This window comes from Salmonella sp. SAL00670 (assembly GCF_046552235.1).
Taxonomy (GTDB): Bacteria; Pseudomonadota; Gammaproteobacteria; order Enterobacterales; family Enterobacteriaceae; genus Salmonella; species Salmonella enterica.
The window spans coordinates 1,137,591-1,157,796 of the sequence record NZ_JBGDUO010000001.1 but is presented as its reverse complement, the minus strand read 5'-3'; the positions used below and the strand labels follow the sequence as shown (position 1 = coordinate 1,157,796).

Sequence of the window (20,206 nt, the reverse complement as noted above, 5' to 3'; positions counted from 1 at the left end):
GTAAACGGCCATAGCGTGACGATTATCGAGCCTGGACGGCGTCCAGGCCCGGTAATCTTTGCCTGGCATTAACCTGGATCGGGCAGAAACCCCAGTGCGATCGAAAACTGGACGCCAATCACGACAATGCCGCAGATAAACACCAGCGCCAGCGCTGGCGTGCCGCCTGCCACACGATATCCCGCCTGAGGGCTCTGTTTACGGCACTGCCAGACCAGCATAGCAGGGATGAGCAGTGCCAGCACTGCCAGCGCTACGCCGGCATAGCCTAATGCCATCACAAATCCACGTGGGTAGAAAAGTGCAAACGCCAGCGGCGGCAGAAAGGTAATCAGCCCGGTTTGCAGACGTCCGGACACCGTACTGCGGCGCTGGAATAGATCGGCCAGGTAATCAAATAATCCTAGCGCTACGCCCAGAAAAGAGGTCGCCAACGCCAGATCGGCGAACAGGTGGACCGCCAGTTCGACATGTGGCGAAGCGACCACTTCTCTGAGCGCCTGCAGCAGGCCATTTAACCCGGCATGGCTGGCCAGTAGCCCTCTGAATGTCGGCGAGTCGATACTTCCCAGCGTGGCGAGCTGCCAAAAAATATAGGCCACTAGCGGAATGGCGCTACCCGTCATAAAGACCCAACGCAGCCGGCGAATGTTGCCGTTCATATAACTCACAATACTCGGTACGCTTCCGTGAAAACCAAACGAGGTGAAAATGACCGGTATGGCGGATAACGCCAGCCCCTGCTGTAAAGGAAGCGTAAGAAGATTTACTTTATGAATATGTGGCGTGAGCAACGCAAGCATGATGACCAGAAAAATGATCTTTGCGCTAAACAGGAAGCGGTTAAAAAGGTCGACCAGCGAGGTGCCCACACACACCACCCCACCGGCAACAAAGGTGAACAGCAGCACCCCGGCAGCGGGCGAGAGCGTGGCGCCAAGCCAGTTATTAATACTGGATGCCAGTAATTCTCCGGCTCCGGAAATGTAGGCGGCGGTGAGCGCATACATTAAGAACATCATACTGAATCCCGTAAGCCACTGTCCGTAACGTCCAAGATAGCGTTTTGCCAACGAGCCCAGTCCGGTATCCGCCGGAACGTGTTGATATACCTCCAGTAATAGTAGCGCGGTATAACACATCAGCGCCCACAGGCCAATCAACAATCCCAGCGTGACGCTGAAACCAACGCCAGCCGCTGCCAGCGGCATTGCCAGCATCCCGGCGCCGATAGTGGTGCCTGCCACGATAAAAATACTGCCCAGAGTTCTGTTTTTCACGCTTTCTACTACCCCGGTAACAAAGAACGGTGATATCCGCGGCGCAGGGTAAAGCATTACGCTATTTTCGTCAAATGGTCGTTACAATGGGTGTACTGTAAAATTTACAGTTCCGGGCATAAAAGCGAATATGGGAGGAGACGCGGGCAACCGCCGCAAACCTGCGCTAGCGCAAAGTCGCTCGCACACGGACACATTAGGCTACGAGTTTTATTCAGGAGGGGTTATGGATTCCATTCACGGTCACGAAGTACTCAACATGATGATTGAGTCTGGCGAGCAGTACACGCATGCCTCGCTGGAGGCGGCAATAAAAGCGCGCTTTGGCGAGCGGGCACGATTTCACACCTGTTCAGCGTCAGATATGACGGCGGCGGAACTGGTCGCGTTTCTGGCGGCGAAAGGAAAGTTTATTGCGGTGGAGGACGGTTTTTCAACGCATGAGAGTAAAATCTGCCGCCATTAATACGCCACGGTGAGAGCGCGTCTCACCGTGTAAGGACGTGCTGGATTAATTTTGCGTATCCAGGGTGGAGAGTTCTTTATCAATGAAATAAAGCCCTTCGCCGCTTTTTCCCGCCAGCGTTAATTTATCAATAATAGATTTGAACAGTTTTTCTTCTTCATGCTGTTCTGCCACATACCACTGCAAGAAATTAAATGTCGGATAATCCTGGCTGGTCATTGCGGCATGAGCCAGTTCATTAATTTTTTGCGTAATAAGCTGCTCATGCTCATAGGTCGCGCGGAACAGCTCATCCAGCGAGGCGTACTCAGCGAAGGGCGAAGAAACGGTATGAATGCGCGGCAGGCTTCCGGTATCGGTAAGGTAGTCAAACAGGCGCTGCATATGCGTCATCTCTTCTTGCGCATGGCGACGAAGAAATGCGGCCGCGCCTTCAAAACTGTGATAGCTACACCACGCGCTCATTTGTTGATAGAGCAGGGAGGAGTACAACTCCAGATTCATTTGCTCATTCAGTTTGTCGATCATTTCTGTTTTCAGCATGGTTCCGCTCCACAAATAGCAAAAGATATACGGTAATGTGGCGCCACTATAATTTGTTATTTTATTATTTGCAAAAGGTAAAATATTAAATTTAATTATTAAAAATACGAATGGGAATAAAACGCATTAACGCCAGTGTATAGCGTATAAAAATAAAGAAAAGCCAGCACCTTCATGCTGGCAATAGCGACCCTGCACTCTCCTCCATTGTACATGGTGTCGGCGTTAAGCCAGCCGCCTTAATAATAAAGCGGCATGATTTGCGGGACGGCAACGCCCCGGCACTGCCAGGAGAGGGTAAATCGGGTGTTCAGACACAACGAGCCCGCATAAATGCTACAGGTTCCTACCGGCTGACCAAACGAAACGGCATCGGCATAGCCCATCTGCTGGCATTCGCGTGTTGCGGTCCCGTGAGATACATAGTCATCTGTCCGTGAAGTAAAAAATAGCGGCTGGTTATACGTCAGGCGCACGATGCCGCTTATCGGGCTGGCTTCGCTGACCTGCGCTTGTCGAGTAATGGTGCATCCCGTCAGGGCTAGCAGTGAAAGAGTAAAAATAAGAGGCTTCATAAAATCGCTCCGACAGTTCGGTATCAGACCATGCTACCTCGTGTCTTGCACCGTCAATGGCTGGAATAACTTACGGATTCGCCTTGATTAAAGGTAACGGCAGGGGATTTACAGCGGGAACAGAAAATGTGTGAGCGTCTTTTCATTTAATGAAACTTCGTTTCATTAAATTTGAATGTGTGTTCGCAAATGTGTAATGTGGGCAAAACGTCATGATTTACGCAGGCGCGACCGTCTGCATTCAGGAGGAACACGATGAAAATTGCACTGATGATGGAAAATAGCCAGGCCAGCAAAAATGCCATCATTTATAACGAACTTAGCGCCGTCGCCAATGAAAAGGGATTTCCCGTTTTTAACGTCGGCATGTGCGACGAAAATGACCATCACCTGACGTACATTCATTTAGGCATCATGGCGAGTATTCTGCTTAATGCAAACGCGGTTGATTTTGTGGTTACTGGCTGTGGCACTGGTCAGGGCGCGCTGATGTCGTTAAATATTCATCCAGGTGTCATTTGTGGCTATTGCATCGATCCGGCAGATGCTTTTCTGTTTGCGCAGATCAACAACGGCAATGCGTTGTCCCTGCCATTTGCGAAAGGCTTTGGCTGGGGCGCTGAGCTGAACGTGCGTTTCATCTTTGAAAAAGCGTTTACCGGGCGTAAAGGTGAGGGGTATCCGCCTGAGCGCAAAGCGCCGCAGGTACGCAATGCGGGCATTTTGAATCAGGTTAAGGCCGCGGTCGTCAAAGAGAATTATCTGGATACACTGCGGGCTATCGATCCTGAACTGGTTAAAACGGCGGTTTCAGGGCCGCGTTTCCAGCAATGTTTGTTTGAAAACGGCCAGAATAAAGAAATAGAAGCGTTTGTACGTGAGATGCTGGGGTAATGCCCGGACAAGACAGAGACGTTTCGCGCCTGTCGGCTGGCATGATGTGCCGATAATACGCCAGTAGCGACAGGCGCCACCTCTGGCAAACAGACCAGAAACGGTGTAGGCCGGATAAGCTGCTTCGCGTTGCTATCCGGCTAATAACGTCTCAATATTGTCGCTCGGGGAGCCGCTATCAGTGATGCTGATAGGTCACGACGTTAAGGAGATGCTGATCGGTTTGCGCCAGACATAACCCTGCTCGTTTAGCGCTGCGAACTTCTTCGAGAATAGTTTGTAAAAGTACGCCATCCTGCTGCTGCTCTTTTTCCAGGGTATGGAGAAAATCGAGCGTTGAGGCATCATTCAGCGCTTTCGCTTCATCTGCCAGACGCGACAGCGTGCTGGCGCGTTGCTGATAATCCTCCAGGGTTTTCTGGAACAATTCTTCCAGAGAGCAGAGCTCTTCACCCGGAACGTCAATGGCTTTAACGATAGGGGTGGCGCCGGCGTTTTTCATAAAATTAAACATGCGCATCATTTGCGTCACGTTGCCTTGCGCCTGGGTACGAAGAAAGGTGGCGGTGCCTGTTAAACTGTGTTCAGAACACCATTCGCTTAGATGGAGGTAAAGATTTGATGCGTAAAACTCAAGGTTCATTGGCGTGTTGAGCTTTTGAACCATTCCTACAGCTGCCATAACAATATCCTTATTTCCAGAAAGTGTTGATGTGCATGACAGACGAGAATGCAACGGGCCGTTGTCACATTCTTACCTCTATGCACAATAAATACTCTTAGCAGAAGAACTCCGTTCCGCCAGTCCCTTATGCGATCTCATTTCCTGTTTATCGATCGGTAATGAGAATAGCGCGTCAATAAAAATAAGAAAATCCTTAAATGCAATTGTTTATCTTTTTTTACATTTTCAGCGGTGTGATTTTTTCAGGTGTAATGATTTTTGGTATGTAATTCTTGTAACTATTTGAAAGATAAAAGATATTCTATTTTTTCTGTTTTATGAAGCATTGTTTCAGATCATGAGGTGAGCCTTTTAAGTATGGTAATTTCAATAAAATAAACATTAGCCAGTCTGGATATCACACGCATAAACGGTTGAGAGCAAATATGCCTGTTTTTATAAACTAGCCGATTTTGCGGTAGATCATTTTTAATATCATTAATCATACGAGCACGTTATTCGGTTGAGCGCAGTTTTGCTGGGTGACTCGTTAACAAGGAGCAGTCAATGAAAAAGGTCGCGGTGCTGTTGGCACCAGGATTTGAAGAAGCAGAGGCCATTGTTACTCTTGATATTCTGCGACGTTTGCATATCGACGTCGAAACGCTGGCGTGTGCTGAATCACGGGCGGTGGTGAGTTACCATGATATTCCTATGGTTGCGGACAGCACGCTGAGTGAACGCCAGCAGGCGCTTTTCGATGCGGTAGTGCTACCGGGCGGTCCGCAGGGGAGCGCTAATCTGGCGGCTAATCCGGCGGTGATCGCTTTCGTTGCGCGTCATGATGCGGCAGGCAAATTAATTTGTCCTATCTGTTCCGCGGCGGCAAGGGTGCTGGGTGCTCACGGATTGCTGAAGGGGCGTCGTTATGTCTGTTCCGGCGATCTGTGGAAAGCGGTTCCGGAAGGTGTCTATGTGGATGCGCCCGTGGTTGAAGATGGTAATTTAATTAGCGGCAAAGGGTTGGGTCATGTCTTTGATTTCGCGCTAACCCTTTCCGCCAGACTGCTGGGAGACGATGCGCCGGTTCGCGAACAGGCTGAACATATCTATTATCCCTGGTAATCGTTATTCACCCAGGGCCGTAAGGATTAGCTGGCTGATGTTATGGATTAATGTGCTGGCTTTCCTGCCTTTTGGCTGATGAATTCGCTCTGGGTTATGTCATTTTCCGCTAAAACTATTCCTGCCATCAGCATTTATCTAATGAATGAAAGACAGTGCACCGTTTTACGTCTTCTCTAACAAGAATCGTTTGATTTTACCCTACATAAAAAACGCTAAAGCAGGTCAATGACTTCCCTGGGTTATGAGTTAATCGTTATTTCTGCGTGTGTCTTAGGGGGGGATTCCTGAAAGGCGGCCTCGGAAAAGTCTCATATGTGGTGGCGAGCGTACTGATATCAGGAGCGGTGGAGAGCGCGATGAACCTGCTCAACATTTCACCTTTTGCACAGTGTATGGTTCGCGGCTGAATCCTTCTGACAACAGTTATCTTCGACCATTATAAGCAAAAAGCGAAGCGTACGATTTGATGAATTAACACTCAACTAAACAGTATAGCTTCACGTCATCGCCAGCCGCTACCCCGGCTGGCGATGGTCTTTCTAAATGGCGAGCAGCGTCACACTGTCTATACTTACATGACTAATGAGACCGTTTGTGAGTCTCAATATGATGATAAGGAGGAGACCAGGGTGGCAGAACCGTTAACCGTATCCCCCGAACTCACTGCGAACTATGCGTATTTTTTTGACCTTGATGGCACATTGGCAGAGATAAAGCCTCATCCCGATCAGGTAGTGGTACCGCATAAAATCCTTCAGTTGTTAGACCGTCTCGCGGCGCACAACGCAGGGGCACTGGCATTGATTTCAGGGCGTTCAATGACTGAGCTGGATGCTTTGGCGAAGCCTTTTCGCTTTCCACTCGCTGGCGTTCACGGGGCAGAGCGTCGTGACATCAATGGTAAAACCCATATCGTGCGCCTTCCTGAAGCGGTAGTCCGTGAGGTAGAGGCGTTATTACGTTCGACGCTTGTAGCGCTGCCCGGAACGGAGCTGGAGACGAAGGGGATGGCATTTGCGCTGCACTACCGTCAGGCTCCGGAACATGAAGCGGCGCTGTTGGCGCTTGCGCAACACGTTACGCAGCACTGGCCGCAACTGGCGTTGCAGCCTGGTAAATGTGTTGTGGAAATCAAACCTAAGGGAACCAATAAAGGCGAAGCCATTGCCGCCTTTATGCAGGAGGCGCCCTTTGCGGGACGGATTCCCGTTTTTGTGGGCGACGATTTGACCGATGAGGCTGGCTTTGGCGTGGTGAATCACGCTGGCGGAATTTCCGTAAAAGTGGGCGTCGGGGCAACCCAGGCGGCATGGCGGCTGGAAAGCGTACCCGATGTCTGGCGCTGGCTGGAACAAATCAATTATCCACAACAAGAACAACAAGTAATGAATAACAGGAGAGATGGCTATGAGTCGTTTAGTCGTAGTATCTAATCGAATTGCCCCCCCGGATAATAAAGGCGGCGCCGGCGGCCTCGCCGTTGGCGTGCTTGGCGCGCTAAAAGCGGCTGGCGGGTTGTGGTTCGGCTGGAGTGGCGAGACAGGTAACGAGGATGAGCCATTAAAAAAGGTGACAAAAGGTAATATTACCTGGGCATCGTTTAACCTGAGTGAACAAGATTACGAAGATTATTACTGTCAATTTTCCAATGCGGTTCTCTGGCCTGCGTTCCACTATCGTCTGGACCTGGTACAGTTTCAGCGTCCTGCATGGGAAGGCTATATGCGGGTGAATGCGTTATTAGCGGATAAGTTATTGCCCCTCATTAAAGAGAACGACATCATTTGGGTGCATGACTACCACCTGTTACCGTTCGCCAGCGAGCTGCGTAAACGCGGCGTGAACAACCGAATTGGTTTTTTCCTGCATATTCCATTCCCGACCCCGGAGATTTTTAACGCTTTACCGCCGCATGATGAACTGCTGGAGCAGTTGTGTGACTTTGATCTGCTCGGGTTCCAGACCGAAAATGATCGCCTGGCTTTTCTGGATAGCCTTTCGAGTCAAACGCGAGTCACGACTCGCAGCGGCAAGCAGCATATCGCGTGGGGTAAAGACTTCCAGACAGAAGTGTATCCTATCGGTATTGAGCCCGATGAGATTGCTCTGCAGGCTGCCGGGCCGTTGCCGCCTAAACTGGCGCAGCTCAAGGCGGAACTGAAAAATGTGAAGAATATTTTTTCCGTCGAGCGGCTGGATTATTCGAAAGGGCTGCCGGAACGTTTTCTGGCGTATGAAGCGCTACTGGAAAACTACCCGCAGCATCGGGGAAAAATTCGTTATACCCAAATTGCGCCTACGTCACGCGGCGAAGTACAGGCATATCAGGATATTCGCCACCAGCTTGAGACGGAAGCAGGCCGGATTAATGGGAAATATGGACAATTGGGCTGGACGCCGCTCTATTATCTGAATCAGCATTTCGACCGTAAACTGTTAATGAAGATATTCCGTTATTCAGACGTCGGGCTCGTCACCCCGTTGCGTGACGGGATGAACCTGGTGGCGAAAGAGTTTGTCGCCGCGCAGGACCCCGCTAATCCTGGCGTACTGGTACTGTCACAGTTTGCCGGCGCGGCGAATGAACTGACGTCGGCGTTAATCGTCAATCCTTACGATCGGGATGACGTGGCGGCGGCGCTCAATCGCGCGTTAACGATGCCCCTTGCCGAGCGTATTTCGCGTCATGCGGAAATGCTGGACGTGATCGTTAAAAATGACATTAACCGCTGGCAGGAGCGTTTTATTCATGACCTAAAGGAGGTCACGCCGCGTAGCCCTGAGCGTCAGCAGCAGAACAACGTGGCGACGTTCCCTAAGCTGGCCTGAAATATCGCGAGCGGCGACTAGTCGCCCGCTAACGGTACCAACAACACATCTACCTGGCTGGCGCTGACGACACTTTTTGCCGAGCAGGATGCGCGCGAAAAGAAACTATGGTTATGGTTGCCGCAAATGACCAGATCAACATGGTGTTTGCGGCACACAGCCAAAATATGCTGGCTTAACTCACCTGATGCGATGAAAGTTTGTTCAATCGGATAATCCGCCTTTTCCTCCAGCATCTTAAGAAAATTCTCGGTTTCCTCATGCATAACCGCGCGTAAATCCTCCATCATGGGCGCGGCGAACTGGTTATACAGTTCAGGATCGGAAGCGAGAGTAATCAGGCTTACTTTCGCCTGGACAGGGCGGGCGATAGAGACCGCTTTAGCCAGTAGCTGGTGACTTTCCGGGGTGACGGCAACGGCGACAAGAATATGGGTGTAGCTCATAACTCGCTCCTTGATTGCAAGAATATGAGATTGTGCTTTAGCTTTACTCTGTTTATCGCATTTCTGCAATGCGCTAATGCCACATTAATGTGAAGGACATCATAATTAATCATTAATTATTCTTATGTAAAGAATCGTGGCATAAGACACTTTTTACACACCACCAGGATGGTTTATTTAAACGGGTGAACAAGGAAAGCTAAAAGTTAAATCAAATGAGCTTATTTTTAACAGAGGAGGGCGTATGCTGTGACGAGATTAATTAATAACGTTTAATATTTAAGCCACTGTTTACTAAAGGTAAAATAAAATTATTTCTAAAATAGAAATAATAGCCTGTTATCTATTATCCTGGCGTTATTTTAACAGAGAGAAACAAAAAAGAATTTGGTGTTGACGTACCCCTATTCAGCAGTGTGGAATAGAAAAAGTGAACATTAGGTTATTAATTAAACAAAGTAAAAGCCATACTGATGGTTTTATCGTAAGTATTCTGTTAAATTATGTGATCTGCATCACATATTTTCTAAAATCGCCGTCCCGCTCCGTTGTATGTCACGAAGCTGACGAGTAGAGTTGCGTCGAATTAGGAAAAATCTTAGGCATTTGTAAAAATTGATGTAAACGTGTAAGGCGAATCCCAGTGGGAAGCTGCGTTATACGTCACAATGTCCATAATGTCTGAGCGCTGCTATGCATTTGACCTTTTTGCTTCTTTTACCGGGCCTTCCCGGCGACATCACGGGGTGCGGCTACGTCGCACAAAAATAAAGTTGGTTATTCTGGATGGGAACAATGCATACATCCGAGTTGCTAAAACACATTTATGACATCAATTTGTCATATTTACTCCTTGCACAGCGTTTGATCGTCCAGGACAAAGCATCTGCGATGTTCCGCCTCGGTATCAACGAAGAGATGGCAAACACACTGGGCGCGTTGACCCTGCCGCAGATGGTCAAACTGGCGGAGACGAACCAGTTAGTTTGTCATTTCCGGTTTGACGATCATCAGACGATCACCCGTTTGACTCAGGATTCGCGCGTCGATGATTTACAGCAGATTCACACAGGTATCATGCTTTCAACGCGTCTGCTCAATGAAGTGGACGATACGGCGCGTAAGAAAAGGGCATGATAATGAGTGAAAAAAGCATTGTTCAGGAAGCTCGCGATATCCAGTTGGCGATGGAGTTGATTAATCTTGGCGCTCGTCTACAAATGCTGGAAAGCGAAACACAGCTCAGCCGTGGTCGCCTCATCAGGCTGTACAAAGAATTACGCGGTAGCCCGCCGCCTAAAGGGATGCTGCCATTTTCGACAGACTGGTTTATGACCTGGGAGCAAAATATTCATGCCTCCATGTTCTGCAACGCCTGGCAATTTTTACTGAAGACCGGTTTATGCAGCGGTGTGGATGCGGTGATTAAAGCTTATCGGCTTTATCTTGAGCAGTGTCCGCAACCGCCTGAAGGGCCGTTGTTGGCGCTGACTCGCGCATGGACGCTGGTGCGTTTTGTTGAAAGTGGGTTGCTTGAATTGTCGAGCTGTAACTGCTGCGGTGGGAACTTTATTACCCATGCGCATCAGCCCGTGGGCAGCTTTGCGTGTAGTTTATGCCAGCCGCCATCCCGCGCAGTAAAAAGACGTAAACTTTCCCGAGATGCTGCCGATATTATTCCACAACTGCTGGATGAACAGATCGAACAGGCTGTTTAACCGAAACGGTGTGGACAAACACTCCAGCAGCGGTAAGTTATTACCGCTGCTTTTTTTTTGCCTTGCCTTCGCGTTAATCGCCCGACTGCGCATCCTGTCATAGTCAACAGCGGAAGGATGATGTCGTGCTTATCTTATTAGGTTACCTGGTGGTTATCGGTACAGTTTTCGGCGGTTATGTCATGACCGGCGGACACCTTGGGGCACTCTATCAACCTGCTGAACTGGTCATCATTGGCGGCGCGGGGATAGGGGCGTTCATTGTCGGCAACAACGGGAAGGCCATCAAAGGCACGATGAAAGCGATCCCGTTGTTATTTCGTCGTTCGAAATACACAAAATCTATGTACATGGATTTGCTGGCGTTGCTCTATCGCCTGATGGCCAAATCACGCCAGCAGGGGATGTTCTCCCTTGAACGCGATATTGAAAATCCGAAAGAGAGTGAAATCTTCGCCAGTTATCCGCGTATTCTGGCCGATGCGGTAATGCTTGATTTTATTGTCGATTATCTGCGCCTGATCATCAGCGGCAACATGAATACGTTCGAAATTGAAGCGTTGATGGATGAAGAGATTGAAACCCATGAAAGCGAGGCGGAAGTCCCGGCCAACAGCCTGGCGATGGTGGGGGATTCGCTGCCTGCCTTTGGTATTGTCGCGGCGGTAATGGGGGTGGTTCACGCTCTGGCTTCAGCCGATCGTCCGGCAGCGGAGTTGGGGGCGCTGATTGCCCATGCCATGGTAGGTACGTTCCTCGGTATTTTACTGGCTTATGGATTCATTTCACCGTTAGCGACCGTTTTGCGCCAGAAGAGCGCCGAAACCACCAAGATGATGCAGTGCGTAAAAATTACACTGCTGTCTAATCTGAACGGCTATGCGCCGCCGATTGCCGTGGAATTTGGTCGTAAAACGCTTTATTCCAGTGAGCGTCCATCGTTTATTGAGTTGGAAGAACACGTTCGCGCAGTGAGAAACCCAAACCAGCAGCAGACGACTGAGGAAGCATGAAAAATCAGGCTCATCCCATTGTCGTCGTAAAACGCCGCAGGCACAAACCGCACGGCGGCGGGGCGCACGGTTCCTGGAAAATTGCCTACGCCGATTTTATGACGGCGATGATGGCTTTTTTTCTGGTGATGTGGCTGATTTCCATCTCCAGCCCTAAAGAATTAATTCAGATTGCCGAATATTTTCGTACGCCGTTGGCCACCGCGGTAACGGGGGGGAATCGGATTGCCAATAGCGAGAGCCCGATACCAGGCGGCGGCGATGATTACACCCAACAGCAGGGTGAAGTGGAAAAGCAGCCGAATATCGACGAGCTGAAAAAACGGATGGAGCAGAGTCGCTTAAACAAACTGCGCGGCGATCTGGATCAACTGATCGAATCCGATCCCAAACTGCGCGCGTTACGTCCGCATCTGAAAATTGATTTAGTTCAGGAGGGGTTGCGCATCCAGATTATCGACAGCCAGAACCGCCCGATGTTTAAAACCGGCAGCGCCGAAGTTGAGCCGTATATGCGCGATATCCTGCGTGCGATTGCGCCAGTGTTAAACGGTATACCTAATCGCATTAGCCTGGCCGGCCATACCGATGACTTTCCCTACGCGAACGGCGAAAAAGGCTATAGCAACTGGGAGTTATCCGCCGATCGCGCCAATGCCTCTCGTCGCGAACTGGTCGCTGGCGGGCTGGATAACGGAAAAGTATTACGGGTGGTTGGCATGGCCGCCACGATGCGGCTGAGCGATCGCGGTCCTGATGACGCCATCAACCGCCGTATAAGCCTGCTGGTGTTAAACAAACAGGCGGAACAGGCCATTTTGCATGAAAACGCTGAAAGCCAGAATGAGCCGGTAAGTGTATTACAACAGCCTGCGGCAGCCCCGCCGGCAAGCGTACCCACATCGCCAAAAGCGGAACCGAGGTGATAGCGTGAGCATGGATATTAGCGATTTTTATCAGACATTTTTTGATGAAGCTGACGAGCTGTTGGCTGATATGGAGCAGCATCTGCTGGATTTGGTGCCGGAATCTCCGGACGCTGAACAACTGAACGCCATTTTTCGCGCGGCGCACTCCATTAAAGGCGGCGCGGGCACATTCGGCTTCACTATTCTGCAGGAAACCACACATTTAATGGAAAACCTGCTGGATGAAGCCCGACGCGGTGAAATGCAGCTCAATACCGACATTATCAACCTGTTTTTGGAAACGAAAGATATTATGCAGGAACAGCTCGACGCCTATAAAAACTCCGAAGAGCCGGATGCCGCAAGCTTCGAATATATCTGCAATGCGCTACGCCAGTTGGCGCTGGAGGCGAAAGGCGAAACCACGCCGGCGGTCGTAGAAACCGCGGCACTAAGCGCGGCGATCCAGGAAGAGAGCGTAGCCGAAACCGAATCGCCTCGTGACGAGAGTAAACTGCGCATTGTACTTTCACGGTTGAAAGCCAGTGAGGTCGATCTGCTTGAAGAAGAGTTGGGCAATCTGGCTACTCTGACGGATGTCGTTAAGGGAGCGGATTCACTGTCGGCAACTCTGGATGGCAGCGTCGCGGAAGATGACATTGTCGCGGTGCTCTGTTTTGTCATCGAGGCCGATCAGATCGCTTTTGAAAAAGTGGTCGCCGCGCCCGTGGAAAAAGCGCAAGAGAAAACCGAGGTAGCGCCGGTAGCGCCTCCGGCAGTCGTTGCGCCAGCCGCCAAAAGCGCGGCCCATGAACATCATGCGGGGCGTGAAAAACCTGCGCGTGAACGCGAGTCCACCAGCATTCGCGTGGCGGTAGAGAAAGTGGATCAGCTCATAAACCTGGTCGGCGAGTTAGTGATTACCCAGTCAATGTTGGCCCAGCGTTCTAACGAGCTGGACCCGGTAAACCACGGCGATCTCATTACCAGTATGGGGCAGTTACAACGTAACGCCCGCGACTTACAAGAGTCGGTGATGTCGATTCGTATGATGCCTATGGAGTACGTCTTCAGCCGTTTCCCGCGTCTGGTACGCGATTTAGCGGGCAAACTGGGCAAGCAGGTAGAGCTGACGCTGGTGGGGAGCTCCACTGAACTTGATAAAAGCCTGATCGAACGCATTATCGACCCGCTGACGCACCTGGTGCGCAACAGTCTCGACCACGGGATTGAAATGCCGGAAAAACGCCTTGAGGCGGGGAAAAATGCTGTCGGCAACCTGATTCTTTCCGCAGAACATCAGGGCGGGAATATTTGTATTGAAGTGACCGATGACGGCGCGGGGCTTAACCGTGAGCGTATCCTGGCGAAGGCCATGTCGCAGGGGATGGCGGTGAATGAAAACATGACCGACGATGAAGTAGGCATGTTGATCTTCGCGCCGGGATTCTCAACTGCGGAACAGGTCACGGATGTCTCCGGTCGCGGCGTTGGCATGGATGTGGTGAAACGTAACATTCAGGAGATGGGCGGTCACGTTGAGATCCAGTCAAAACAAGGCTCCGGCACCACGATTCGTATTCTGCTGCCGCTGACGCTGGCCATCCTCGATGGGATGTCGGTTCGCGTGGCGGGGGAAGTTTTTATCCTGCCGTTAAATGCGGTGATGGAGTCGCTGCAACCGCGTGAAGAGGATCTTCATCCGCTGGCGGGCGGCGAACGGGTTCTGGAAGTTCGCGGCGAGTATTTGCCGCTGGTCGAATTGTGGAAAGTGTTTGACGTGGACGGGGCGAAAACCGAAGCCACGCAGGGCATTGTTGTGATCCTGCAAAGCGCGGGACGCCGTTACGCGCTGCTGGTCGATCAGCTCATCGGTCAGCACCAGGTGGTGGTCAAAAATCTGGAAAGCAATTATCGCAAGGTACCGGGGATTTCCGCCGCGACGATCCTGGGCGACGGCAGCGTCGCGCTGATTGTTGATGTTTCCGCATTGCAGGGTTTAAACCGCGAACAACGTATGGCGATCACAGCCGCCTGATTGAGTGAGAAGGGAATAATATGACCGGTATGAGTAATGTAAGCAAACTGGCCGGCGAGCCGTCAGGTCAGGAATTCCTGGTGTTTACACTGGGAAATGAAGAGTACGGCATCGATATCCTGAAAGTGCAGGAGATCCGTGGCTATGACCAGGTGACGCGCATCGCCAATACACCGGCCTTTATAAAAGGGGTGACTAACCTGCGCGGCGTGATTGTCCCCATTGTCGATCTGCGCGTGAAATTCTGCGAAGGCGACGTAGAGTACGATGACAATACGGTAGTGATCGTACTGAATCTGGGGCAACGCGTCGTCGGGATAGTGGTAGACGGCGTGTCTGACGTACTGTCGTTAACGGCGGAACAGATCCGTCCGGCGCCAGAATTTGCCGTGACCTTGTCAACAGAATATTTGACGGGATTGGGCGCGCTCGGCGAGCGTATGCTGATTCTGGTGAATATCGAAAAACTGCTTAACAGCGAAGAGATGGCGCTGCTGGATATCGCAGCATCACACGTCGCGTAATAACGTTGCCGGATGGCGTCGCGCCATCCGGCAATATTCACCGTTATGCTTCCGCCAGCGGTGAGAGTGCCTCTTCATCGCCCGCGCCCAGCCCCTGCATTTTGCGCCGGCATCGCCGCTGCGACACTGTCATTGGCAATGTCGTCTTCCGGAACAGCGTATTTCCTTTTTGCAAAAGTAAAGTTATCACCGCAGGTGCCGATAACGTTGATAACTCGTTATCAGGAAGGTGCCTTATGTTTAACCGTATCCGCGTTGTCACAATGCTGATGATGGTGCTGGGGGTTTTCGCACTGCTACAGCTTGTTTCCGGTGGTTTGCTGTTTTCTTCATTACAGCATAACCAGCAAGGTTTTGTTATTTCTAACGAATTACGCCAGCAACAAAGCGAACTCACGTCGACATGGGACTTAATGCTGCAAACGCGCATTAACCTGAGCCGTTCCGCCGCACGCATGATGATGGACGCTTCTAACCAGCAGAGCAGCGCCAAAACGGATTTACTCCAGAATGCAAAAACGACCCTCGCACAGGCGGCGGCGCATTACGCCAATTTCAAAAACATGACGCCATTGCCAGCGATGGCGGAGGCCAGCGCGAACGTCGATGAAAAATATCAGCGCTATCAGGCCGCATTAGCCGAACTTATTCAGTTTCTGGACAATGGCAATATGGATGCCTACTTCGCCCAGCCAACCCAGGGAATGCAAAACGCGTTGGGCGAGGCGCTGGGCAATTACGCCCGGGTGAGCGAAAGCCTGTACCGCCAGACATTTGATCAAAGCGCTCATGACTACCGTTTTGCGCAATGGCAACTGGGGGGGCTTGCGGTCGTGCTGGTGCTGATTTTGATGGTGGTTTGGTTCGGCATTCGTCATGCCCTGCTTAACCCATTAGCGCGAGTGATTACTCATATCCGTGAAATTGCCAGCGGCGATTTGACGAAAACGCTCACCGTCTCAGGGCGTAATGAAATTGGCGAACTGGCGGGAACGGTTGAACATATGCAACGCTCGTTGATTGACACCGTAACGCAGGTTCGTGAAGGTTCGGATGCGATTTATTCCGGCACCAGTGAAATTGCCGCCGGTAATACCGACCTCTCTTCCCGTACCGAACAGCAGGCCTCCGCTCTGGAGGAGACGGCGGCCAGCATGGAACAACTGACGGCCACCGTGAAGCAAAACGCCGATAACGCCCGCCAGGCTTCGCAACTGGCGCAAAGCGCCTCCGAGACCGCGCGTCATGGCGGCAAAGTGGTCGACGGCGTGGTAAACACCATGCACGAAATTGCCGACAGTTCGAAAAAAATCGCTGACATTATCAGCGTTATCGACGGTATTGCCTTCCAGACTAACATTCTGGCGCTGAACGCGGCGGTAGAAGCGGCGCGCGCGGGAGAGCAGGGGCGCGGTTTTGCGGTCGTGGCAGGCGAGGTGCGTAATCTGGCCAGCCGCAGCGCCCAGGCGGCGAAAGAAATAAAAGCGTTGATTGAAGATTCCGTCTCGCGTGTCGATACCGGTTCTGTGCTGGTGGAAAGCGCCGGGGAAACCATGACTGACATCGTCAATGCCGTTACGCGCGTCACGGATATCATGGGCGAAATCGCCTCCGCCTCGGATGAGCAAAGCCGGGGTATCGATCAGGTCGCTTTGGCCGTTTCCGAAATGGATCGCGTAACGCAACAGAACGCCTCGCTGGTTCAGGAATCCGCAGCGGCCGCCGCCGCGCTGGAAGAGCAGGCCAGCCGTCTGACCCAGGCGGTATCGGCTTTCCGCCTGGCATCGCGACCGCTGGCGGTAAATAAACCTGAGATGCGTTTGTCAGTGGACGCTCAGTCCGGCAATACGCCGCGGCCATTAGCCGCCGGGGATGATGCGAACTGGGAAACCTTCTGATCGACGTGCGCTGTGTGCTGTCGGTTATCGATTAATTTGCGAACCCGCCGATCCCTTTCGTCTGGTTCGCATAGATAAAAGCAAAAAATGTGTAATACGGGAAGCATGGCGCTGCCGCAGGGCGCGCCCGTTGTACTTTGAATGTGATTAAGAAGGCGCTATGACATCATCTCTGCCCTCCGGGCAAACGTCAGTATTGTTACAGATGACACAGCGCCTCGCGCTGTCCGACGCGCATTTTCGTCGGATATGTCAATTAATCTACCAGCGCGCAGGGATCGTGCTGGCCGACCATAAGCGGGATATGGTTTATAACCGCCTGGTCCGTCGGCTGCGTGCCCTGGGACTGGATGATTTTGGCCGTTATCTCAGTATGCTGGAGGCTAATCAAAACAGCGCTGAGTGGCAGGCTTTTATCAACGCTCTGACTACCAACCTGACCGCTTTTTTTCGCGAGGCGCACCATTTTCCCATCCTTGCGGAACATGCGCGTCGCCGCCACGGCGAGTACCGCGTCTGGAGTGCGGCGGCATCGACAGGAGAAGAACCTTACAGTATCGCCATTACGCTGGCGGATGCGTTGGGGATGGCCCCCGGTCGCTGGAAAGTATTCGCCAGCGATATTGATACTGAAGTGCTGGAAAAAGCGAGAAGCGGTATTTATCGCCTCAGCGAACTGAAAACGTTATCGCCGCAGCAGCTACAACGTTACTTCATGCGCGGTACGGGGCCGCATGAAGGACTGGTGCGCGTGCGTCAGGAACTGGCCAATTATGTTGAATTTTCCTCCGTTAATTTGTTGGAAAAGCAGTACAACGTACCCGGTCCCTTTGACGCGATTTTTTGCCGTAACGTCATGATCTATTTTGATAAAACGACTCAGGAGGACATTCTGCGCCGTTTTGTTCCACTCCTTAAACCTGACGGACTGTTGTTTGCCGGTCACTCAGAAAACTTTAGCAACCTCGTGCGCGAGTTTAGCCTGCGCGGACAGACGGTGTATGCGCTAAGTAAGGATAAAGCATGAGTAAAATCAGGGTATTGTCAGTTGATGATTCCGCGCTAATGCGCCAAATCATGACTGAAATTATTAATAGCCATAGCGATATGGAGATGGTGGCGACTGCGCCGGACCCGTTGGTCGCCAGGGATCTCATCAAAAAATTTAATCCGGACGTATTGACCCTGGACGTTGAGATGCCGCGTATGGACGGCCTCGATTTTCTGGAAAAACTGATGCGCCTGCGACCGATGCCGGTGGTGATGGTCTCTTCGCTGACCGGGAAAGGTTCTGAAGTGACGCTACGGGCGCTGGAGTTGGGGGCCATCGATTTTGTCACCAAACCGCAGCTTGGCATTCGTGAAGGTATGCTGGCGTATAGCGAGATGATCGCCGAAAAAGTGCGTACCGCCGCGCGGGCCCGCATCGCCGCACATAAACCGATGGCGGCCCCGGCAACCTTAAAAGCCGGTCCGCTGCTCAGTTCGGAAAAACTGATTGCTATCGGCGCTTCAACGGGCGGTACTGAAGCTATCCGACATGTGCTGCAACCGCTGCCGCTTTCCAGTCCGGCAGTGATTATTACGCAGCATATGCCGCCTGGCTTTACCCGCTCGTTTGCCGAGCGTCTGAATAAACTCTGTCAAATCAGCGTGAAGGAGGCCGAGGACGGCGAACGCGTATTGCCAGGTCATGCCTACATTGCGCCCGGCGACAAGCATATGGAGCTGGCGCGTAGCGGGGCGAATTATCAAATCAAAATTCATGATGGCCCGCCGGTAAACCGGCATCGGCCTTCCGTGGATGTGCTGTTTCATTCGGTGGCGAAACACGCGGGGCGCAACGCCGTAGGCGTCATTCTTACGGGGATGGGCAACGATGGCGCCGCTGGAATGTTAGCGATGTACCAGGCTGGCGCCTGGACCATTGCGCAAAACGAAGCAAGTTGTGTGGTGTTCGGCATGCCGCGCGAGGCCATCAATATGGGGGGCGTAAGCGAAGTGGTCGATCTTAGCCAGGTAAGCCAGCAGATGCTGGCGAAAATCAGTGCCGGACAGGCGATACGTATTTGAACCAGGAGTAGTATTTTATGGCGGATAAAGAGCTTAAATTTTTGGTTGTGGATGACTTTTCGACCATGCGTCGTATCGTGCGCAACCTCTTAAAAGAGCTTGGATTTAACAATGTGGAAGAGGCCGAAGACGGCGTCGATGCGCTGAACAAGCTCCAGGCGGGCGGCTTTGGTTTTATTATCTCCGACTGGAACATGCCGAATATGGATGGCCTGGAGCTGCTGAAAACCATTCGCGCCGATAGCGCCATGTCGGCGTTACCCGTGTTGATGGTCACGGCGGAAGCCAAGAAAGAGAATATTATCGCCGCCGCACAGGCTGGCGCCAGCGGTTATGTCGTAAAACCGTTCACCGCAGCGACTCTGGAAGAGAAGCTCAACAAAATCTTTGAGAAACTGGGCATGTGAGGATGCGATGATGATGCAACCATCTATCAAGCCTGCTGATGAAGGCTCAGCAGGAGACATCATTGCGCGCATCGGTAGTCTGACCCGAATGCTGCGCGACAGCCTGCGTGAACTGGGGCTGGACCAGGCGATTGCCGAAGCGGCGGAGGCGATCCCTGATGCGCGCGACCGTCTGGATTATGTCGTCCAGATGACGGCGCAGGCGGCGGAACGCGCGCTAAACAGTGTCGAAGCCTCGCAGCCGCATCAGGATGCGATGGAAAAAGAGGCGAAAGCGCTAACCCAACGTTGGGACGAGTGGTTTGACAATCCGATCGAGCTTTCCGACGCCCGTGAACTGGTGACGGATACGCGCCAGTTTCTCAGGGATGTCCCGGGCCATACCAGCTTTACTAACGCGCAACTGCTGGACATCATGATGGCGCAGGATTTCCAGGATCTGACGGGTCAGGTGATCAAACGCATGATGGACGTGATTCAGGAGATTGAACGCCAGTTGTTAATGGTGCTGCTGGAAAACATCCCGGAACAGAGCGCGCGACCAAAACGCGAGAACGAAAGCTTGCTCAACGGCCCGCAGGTGGATACCTCGAAAGCTGGCGTCGTTGCCAGTCAGGATCAGGTGGACGACCTGCTGGACAGTCTTGGCTTTTAAGCTTTTTTGACCTGATGGCGCTGCGCTTATCGGGTCCGAATCCGTCAACCCGGCCGGATACGATACTTTCTTATCGTATCCGGCTATCTCTATTAACGCCATAAACCCCGCCTTTTTTACCGCTTACTCTGCCCATTGGCGTAAAGC

Annotated in this window: 22 protein-coding genes and 1 pseudogene; 17 read left to right on the top strand and 6 right to left on the bottom strand. The window is 51.8% G+C overall.

Features of this window, described 5'->3' with window-relative positions:
* Positions 1 to 68: 68 nt before the first annotated feature.
* Positions 69 to 1,280: a tyrosine transporter TyrP gene (gene tyrP / locus ACLJRS_RS05830; RefSeq protein ID WP_001562965.1), complete on the bottom strand. Its 1,212-nt coding sequence runs from the start codon at positions 1,278 to 1,280 to the stop codon at positions 69 to 71.
* 226 nt (positions 1,281 to 1,506) lie between these two features.
* Between tyrP and ACLJRS_RS05825 the strand changes: the two genes are divergently transcribed.
* On the top strand, positions 1,507 to 1,746 hold the full coding sequence (locus ACLJRS_RS05825; protein ID WP_000377232.1) for a YecH family metal-binding protein: 240 nt from the start codon (positions 1,507 to 1,509) through the stop codon (positions 1,744 to 1,746).
* Positions 1,747 to 1,791: 45 nt separating this feature from the next.
* On the opposite strand, the gene ftnA is transcribed toward ACLJRS_RS05825, so the two are convergent.
* Together ftnA and ACLJRS_RS05815 are read right to left on the bottom strand one after the other, a co-directional pair.
* Positions 1,792 to 2,289, bottom strand: coding sequence for a non-heme ferritin (ftnA, locus tag ACLJRS_RS05820; protein WP_000920611.1), 498 nt, complete (start codon positions 2,287 to 2,289; stop codon positions 1,792 to 1,794).
* A gap of 239 nt (positions 2,290 to 2,528) precedes the next feature.
* Complete coding sequence (locus ACLJRS_RS05815; protein ID WP_000803229.1) at positions 2,529 to 2,864, bottom strand: YecR-like lipofamily protein; 336 nt, start codon at positions 2,862 to 2,864, stop codon at positions 2,529 to 2,531.
* A 255-nt stretch (positions 2,865 to 3,119) separates the two neighbouring features.
* Between ACLJRS_RS05815 and ACLJRS_RS05810 the strand changes: the two genes are divergently transcribed.
* Complete coding sequence (locus ACLJRS_RS05810) at positions 3,120 to 3,758, top strand: RpiB/LacA/LacB family sugar-phosphate isomerase (RefSeq protein WP_000684804.1); 639 nt, start codon at positions 3,120 to 3,122, stop codon at positions 3,756 to 3,758.
* Between the two features lie 178 nt (positions 3,759 to 3,936).
* Here ACLJRS_RS05810 and ACLJRS_RS05805 read toward each other — a convergent pair whose 3' ends face one another.
* Positions 3,937 to 4,440, bottom strand: coding sequence for a non-heme ferritin-like protein (locus ACLJRS_RS05805; protein ID WP_000741707.1), 504 nt, complete (start codon positions 4,438 to 4,440; stop codon positions 3,937 to 3,939).
* 549 nt (positions 4,441 to 4,989) lie between these two features.
* Between ACLJRS_RS05805 and ACLJRS_RS05800 the strand changes: the two genes are divergently transcribed.
* From ACLJRS_RS05800 to otsA, 4 genes and pseudogenes are all read left to right on the top strand, one after another.
* Entirely contained in the window at positions 4,990 to 5,547 is a 558-nt protein-coding gene (locus ACLJRS_RS05800; RefSeq protein WP_000754800.1) for a DJ-1/PfpI family protein, read from the top strand.
* A gap of 228 nt (positions 5,548 to 5,775) precedes the next feature.
* Positions 5,776 to 5,957 (top strand): annotated as a pseudogene (gene araH, locus ACLJRS_RS05795) (L-arabinose ABC transporter permease AraH); the annotation flags it as partial.
* 222 nt (positions 5,958 to 6,179) lie between these two features.
* Positions 6,180 to 6,983 (top strand): trehalose-phosphatase, encoded by an 804-nt coding sequence (gene otsB, locus ACLJRS_RS05790; protein ID WP_000840114.1) that lies wholly within the window; start codon positions 6,180 to 6,182, stop codon positions 6,981 to 6,983.
* Positions 6,958 to 8,379, top strand: a complete 1,422-nt coding sequence (gene otsA, locus ACLJRS_RS05785) for an alpha,alpha-trehalose-phosphate synthase (RefSeq protein WP_000089042.1) — start codon at positions 6,958 to 6,960, stop codon at positions 8,377 to 8,379. The genes otsB and otsA overlap by 26 nt, the downstream gene beginning before the upstream one ends.
* A gap of 17 nt (positions 8,380 to 8,396) precedes the next feature.
* On the opposite strand, the gene uspC is transcribed toward otsA, so the two are convergent.
* The gene (uspC, locus tag ACLJRS_RS05780; protein ID WP_000122603.1) at positions 8,397 to 8,825 is read right to left on the bottom strand and encodes a universal stress protein UspC; all 429 of its coding nucleotides are present in this window, start codon (positions 8,823 to 8,825) and stop codon (positions 8,397 to 8,399) included.
* Positions 8,822 to 8,938, bottom strand: a complete 117-nt coding sequence (locus tag ACLJRS_RS05775) for a hypothetical protein (RefSeq protein ID WP_001617301.1) — start codon at positions 8,936 to 8,938, stop codon at positions 8,822 to 8,824. The genes uspC and ACLJRS_RS05775 overlap by 4 nt, the downstream gene beginning before the upstream one ends.
* Before the next feature lie 682 nt (positions 8,939 to 9,620).
* Between ACLJRS_RS05775 and flhD the strand changes: the two genes are divergently transcribed.
* From flhD to cheZ, 11 genes are all read left to right on the top strand, one after another.
* On the top strand, positions 9,621 to 9,962 hold the full coding sequence (flhD, locus tag ACLJRS_RS05770; protein ID WP_001518146.1) for a flagellar transcriptional regulator FlhD: 342 nt from the start codon (positions 9,621 to 9,623) through the stop codon (positions 9,960 to 9,962).
* Entirely contained in the window at positions 9,959 to 10,543 is a 585-nt protein-coding gene (gene flhC / locus ACLJRS_RS05765; RefSeq protein ID WP_000605987.1) for a flagellar transcriptional regulator FlhC, read from the top strand. Before flhD ends, flhC begins: the two co-directional genes overlap by 4 nt.
* A gap of 125 nt (positions 10,544 to 10,668) precedes the next feature.
* On the top strand, positions 10,669 to 11,556 hold the full coding sequence (gene motA / locus ACLJRS_RS05760; RefSeq protein WP_000906312.1) for a flagellar motor stator protein MotA: 888 nt from the start codon (positions 10,669 to 10,671) through the stop codon (positions 11,554 to 11,556).
* Positions 11,553 to 12,482 carry a flagellar motor protein MotB gene (gene motB, locus ACLJRS_RS05755; protein WP_000795653.1) on the top strand — a complete coding sequence of 310 codons (930 nt, stop codon included), beginning with the start codon at positions 11,553 to 11,555 and terminating at the stop codon, positions 12,480 to 12,482. Before motA ends, motB begins: the two co-directional genes overlap by 4 nt.
* Before the next feature lie 4 nt (positions 12,483 to 12,486).
* On the top strand, positions 12,487 to 14,502 hold the full coding sequence (gene cheA / locus ACLJRS_RS05750) for a chemotaxis protein CheA (RefSeq protein WP_000061313.1): 2,016 nt from the start codon (positions 12,487 to 12,489) through the stop codon (positions 14,500 to 14,502).
* Between the two features lie 20 nt (positions 14,503 to 14,522).
* Positions 14,523 to 15,026 (top strand): chemotaxis protein CheW, encoded by a 504-nt coding sequence (gene cheW / locus ACLJRS_RS05745; RefSeq protein WP_000147295.1) that lies wholly within the window; start codon positions 14,523 to 14,525, stop codon positions 15,024 to 15,026.
* Positions 15,027 to 15,262: 236 nt separating this feature from the next.
* On the top strand, positions 15,263 to 16,924 hold the full coding sequence (gene tar / locus ACLJRS_RS05740; RefSeq protein ID WP_000483277.1) for a methyl-accepting chemotaxis protein II: 1,662 nt from the start codon (positions 15,263 to 15,265) through the stop codon (positions 16,922 to 16,924).
* A 160-nt stretch (positions 16,925 to 17,084) separates the two neighbouring features.
* Positions 17,085 to 17,951: a protein-glutamate O-methyltransferase CheR gene (gene cheR / locus ACLJRS_RS05735; protein WP_000204362.1), complete on the top strand. Its 867-nt coding sequence runs from the start codon at positions 17,085 to 17,087 to the stop codon at positions 17,949 to 17,951.
* On the top strand, positions 17,948 to 18,997 hold the full coding sequence (gene cheB, locus ACLJRS_RS05730) for a protein-glutamate methylesterase/protein glutamine deamidase (protein WP_000036389.1): 1,050 nt from the start codon (positions 17,948 to 17,950) through the stop codon (positions 18,995 to 18,997). Before cheR ends, cheB begins: the two co-directional genes overlap by 4 nt.
* A gap of 17 nt (positions 18,998 to 19,014) precedes the next feature.
* Positions 19,015 to 19,404, top strand: coding sequence for a chemotaxis response regulator CheY (gene cheY / locus ACLJRS_RS05725; RefSeq protein ID WP_000763861.1), 390 nt, complete (start codon positions 19,015 to 19,017; stop codon positions 19,402 to 19,404).
* Positions 19,405 to 19,414: 10 nt separating this feature from the next.
* Positions 19,415 to 20,059, top strand: a complete 645-nt coding sequence (gene cheZ, locus ACLJRS_RS05720) for a protein phosphatase CheZ (RefSeq protein ID WP_000983586.1) — start codon at positions 19,415 to 19,417, stop codon at positions 20,057 to 20,059.
* Positions 20,060 to 20,206: the final 147 nt, after the last annotated feature.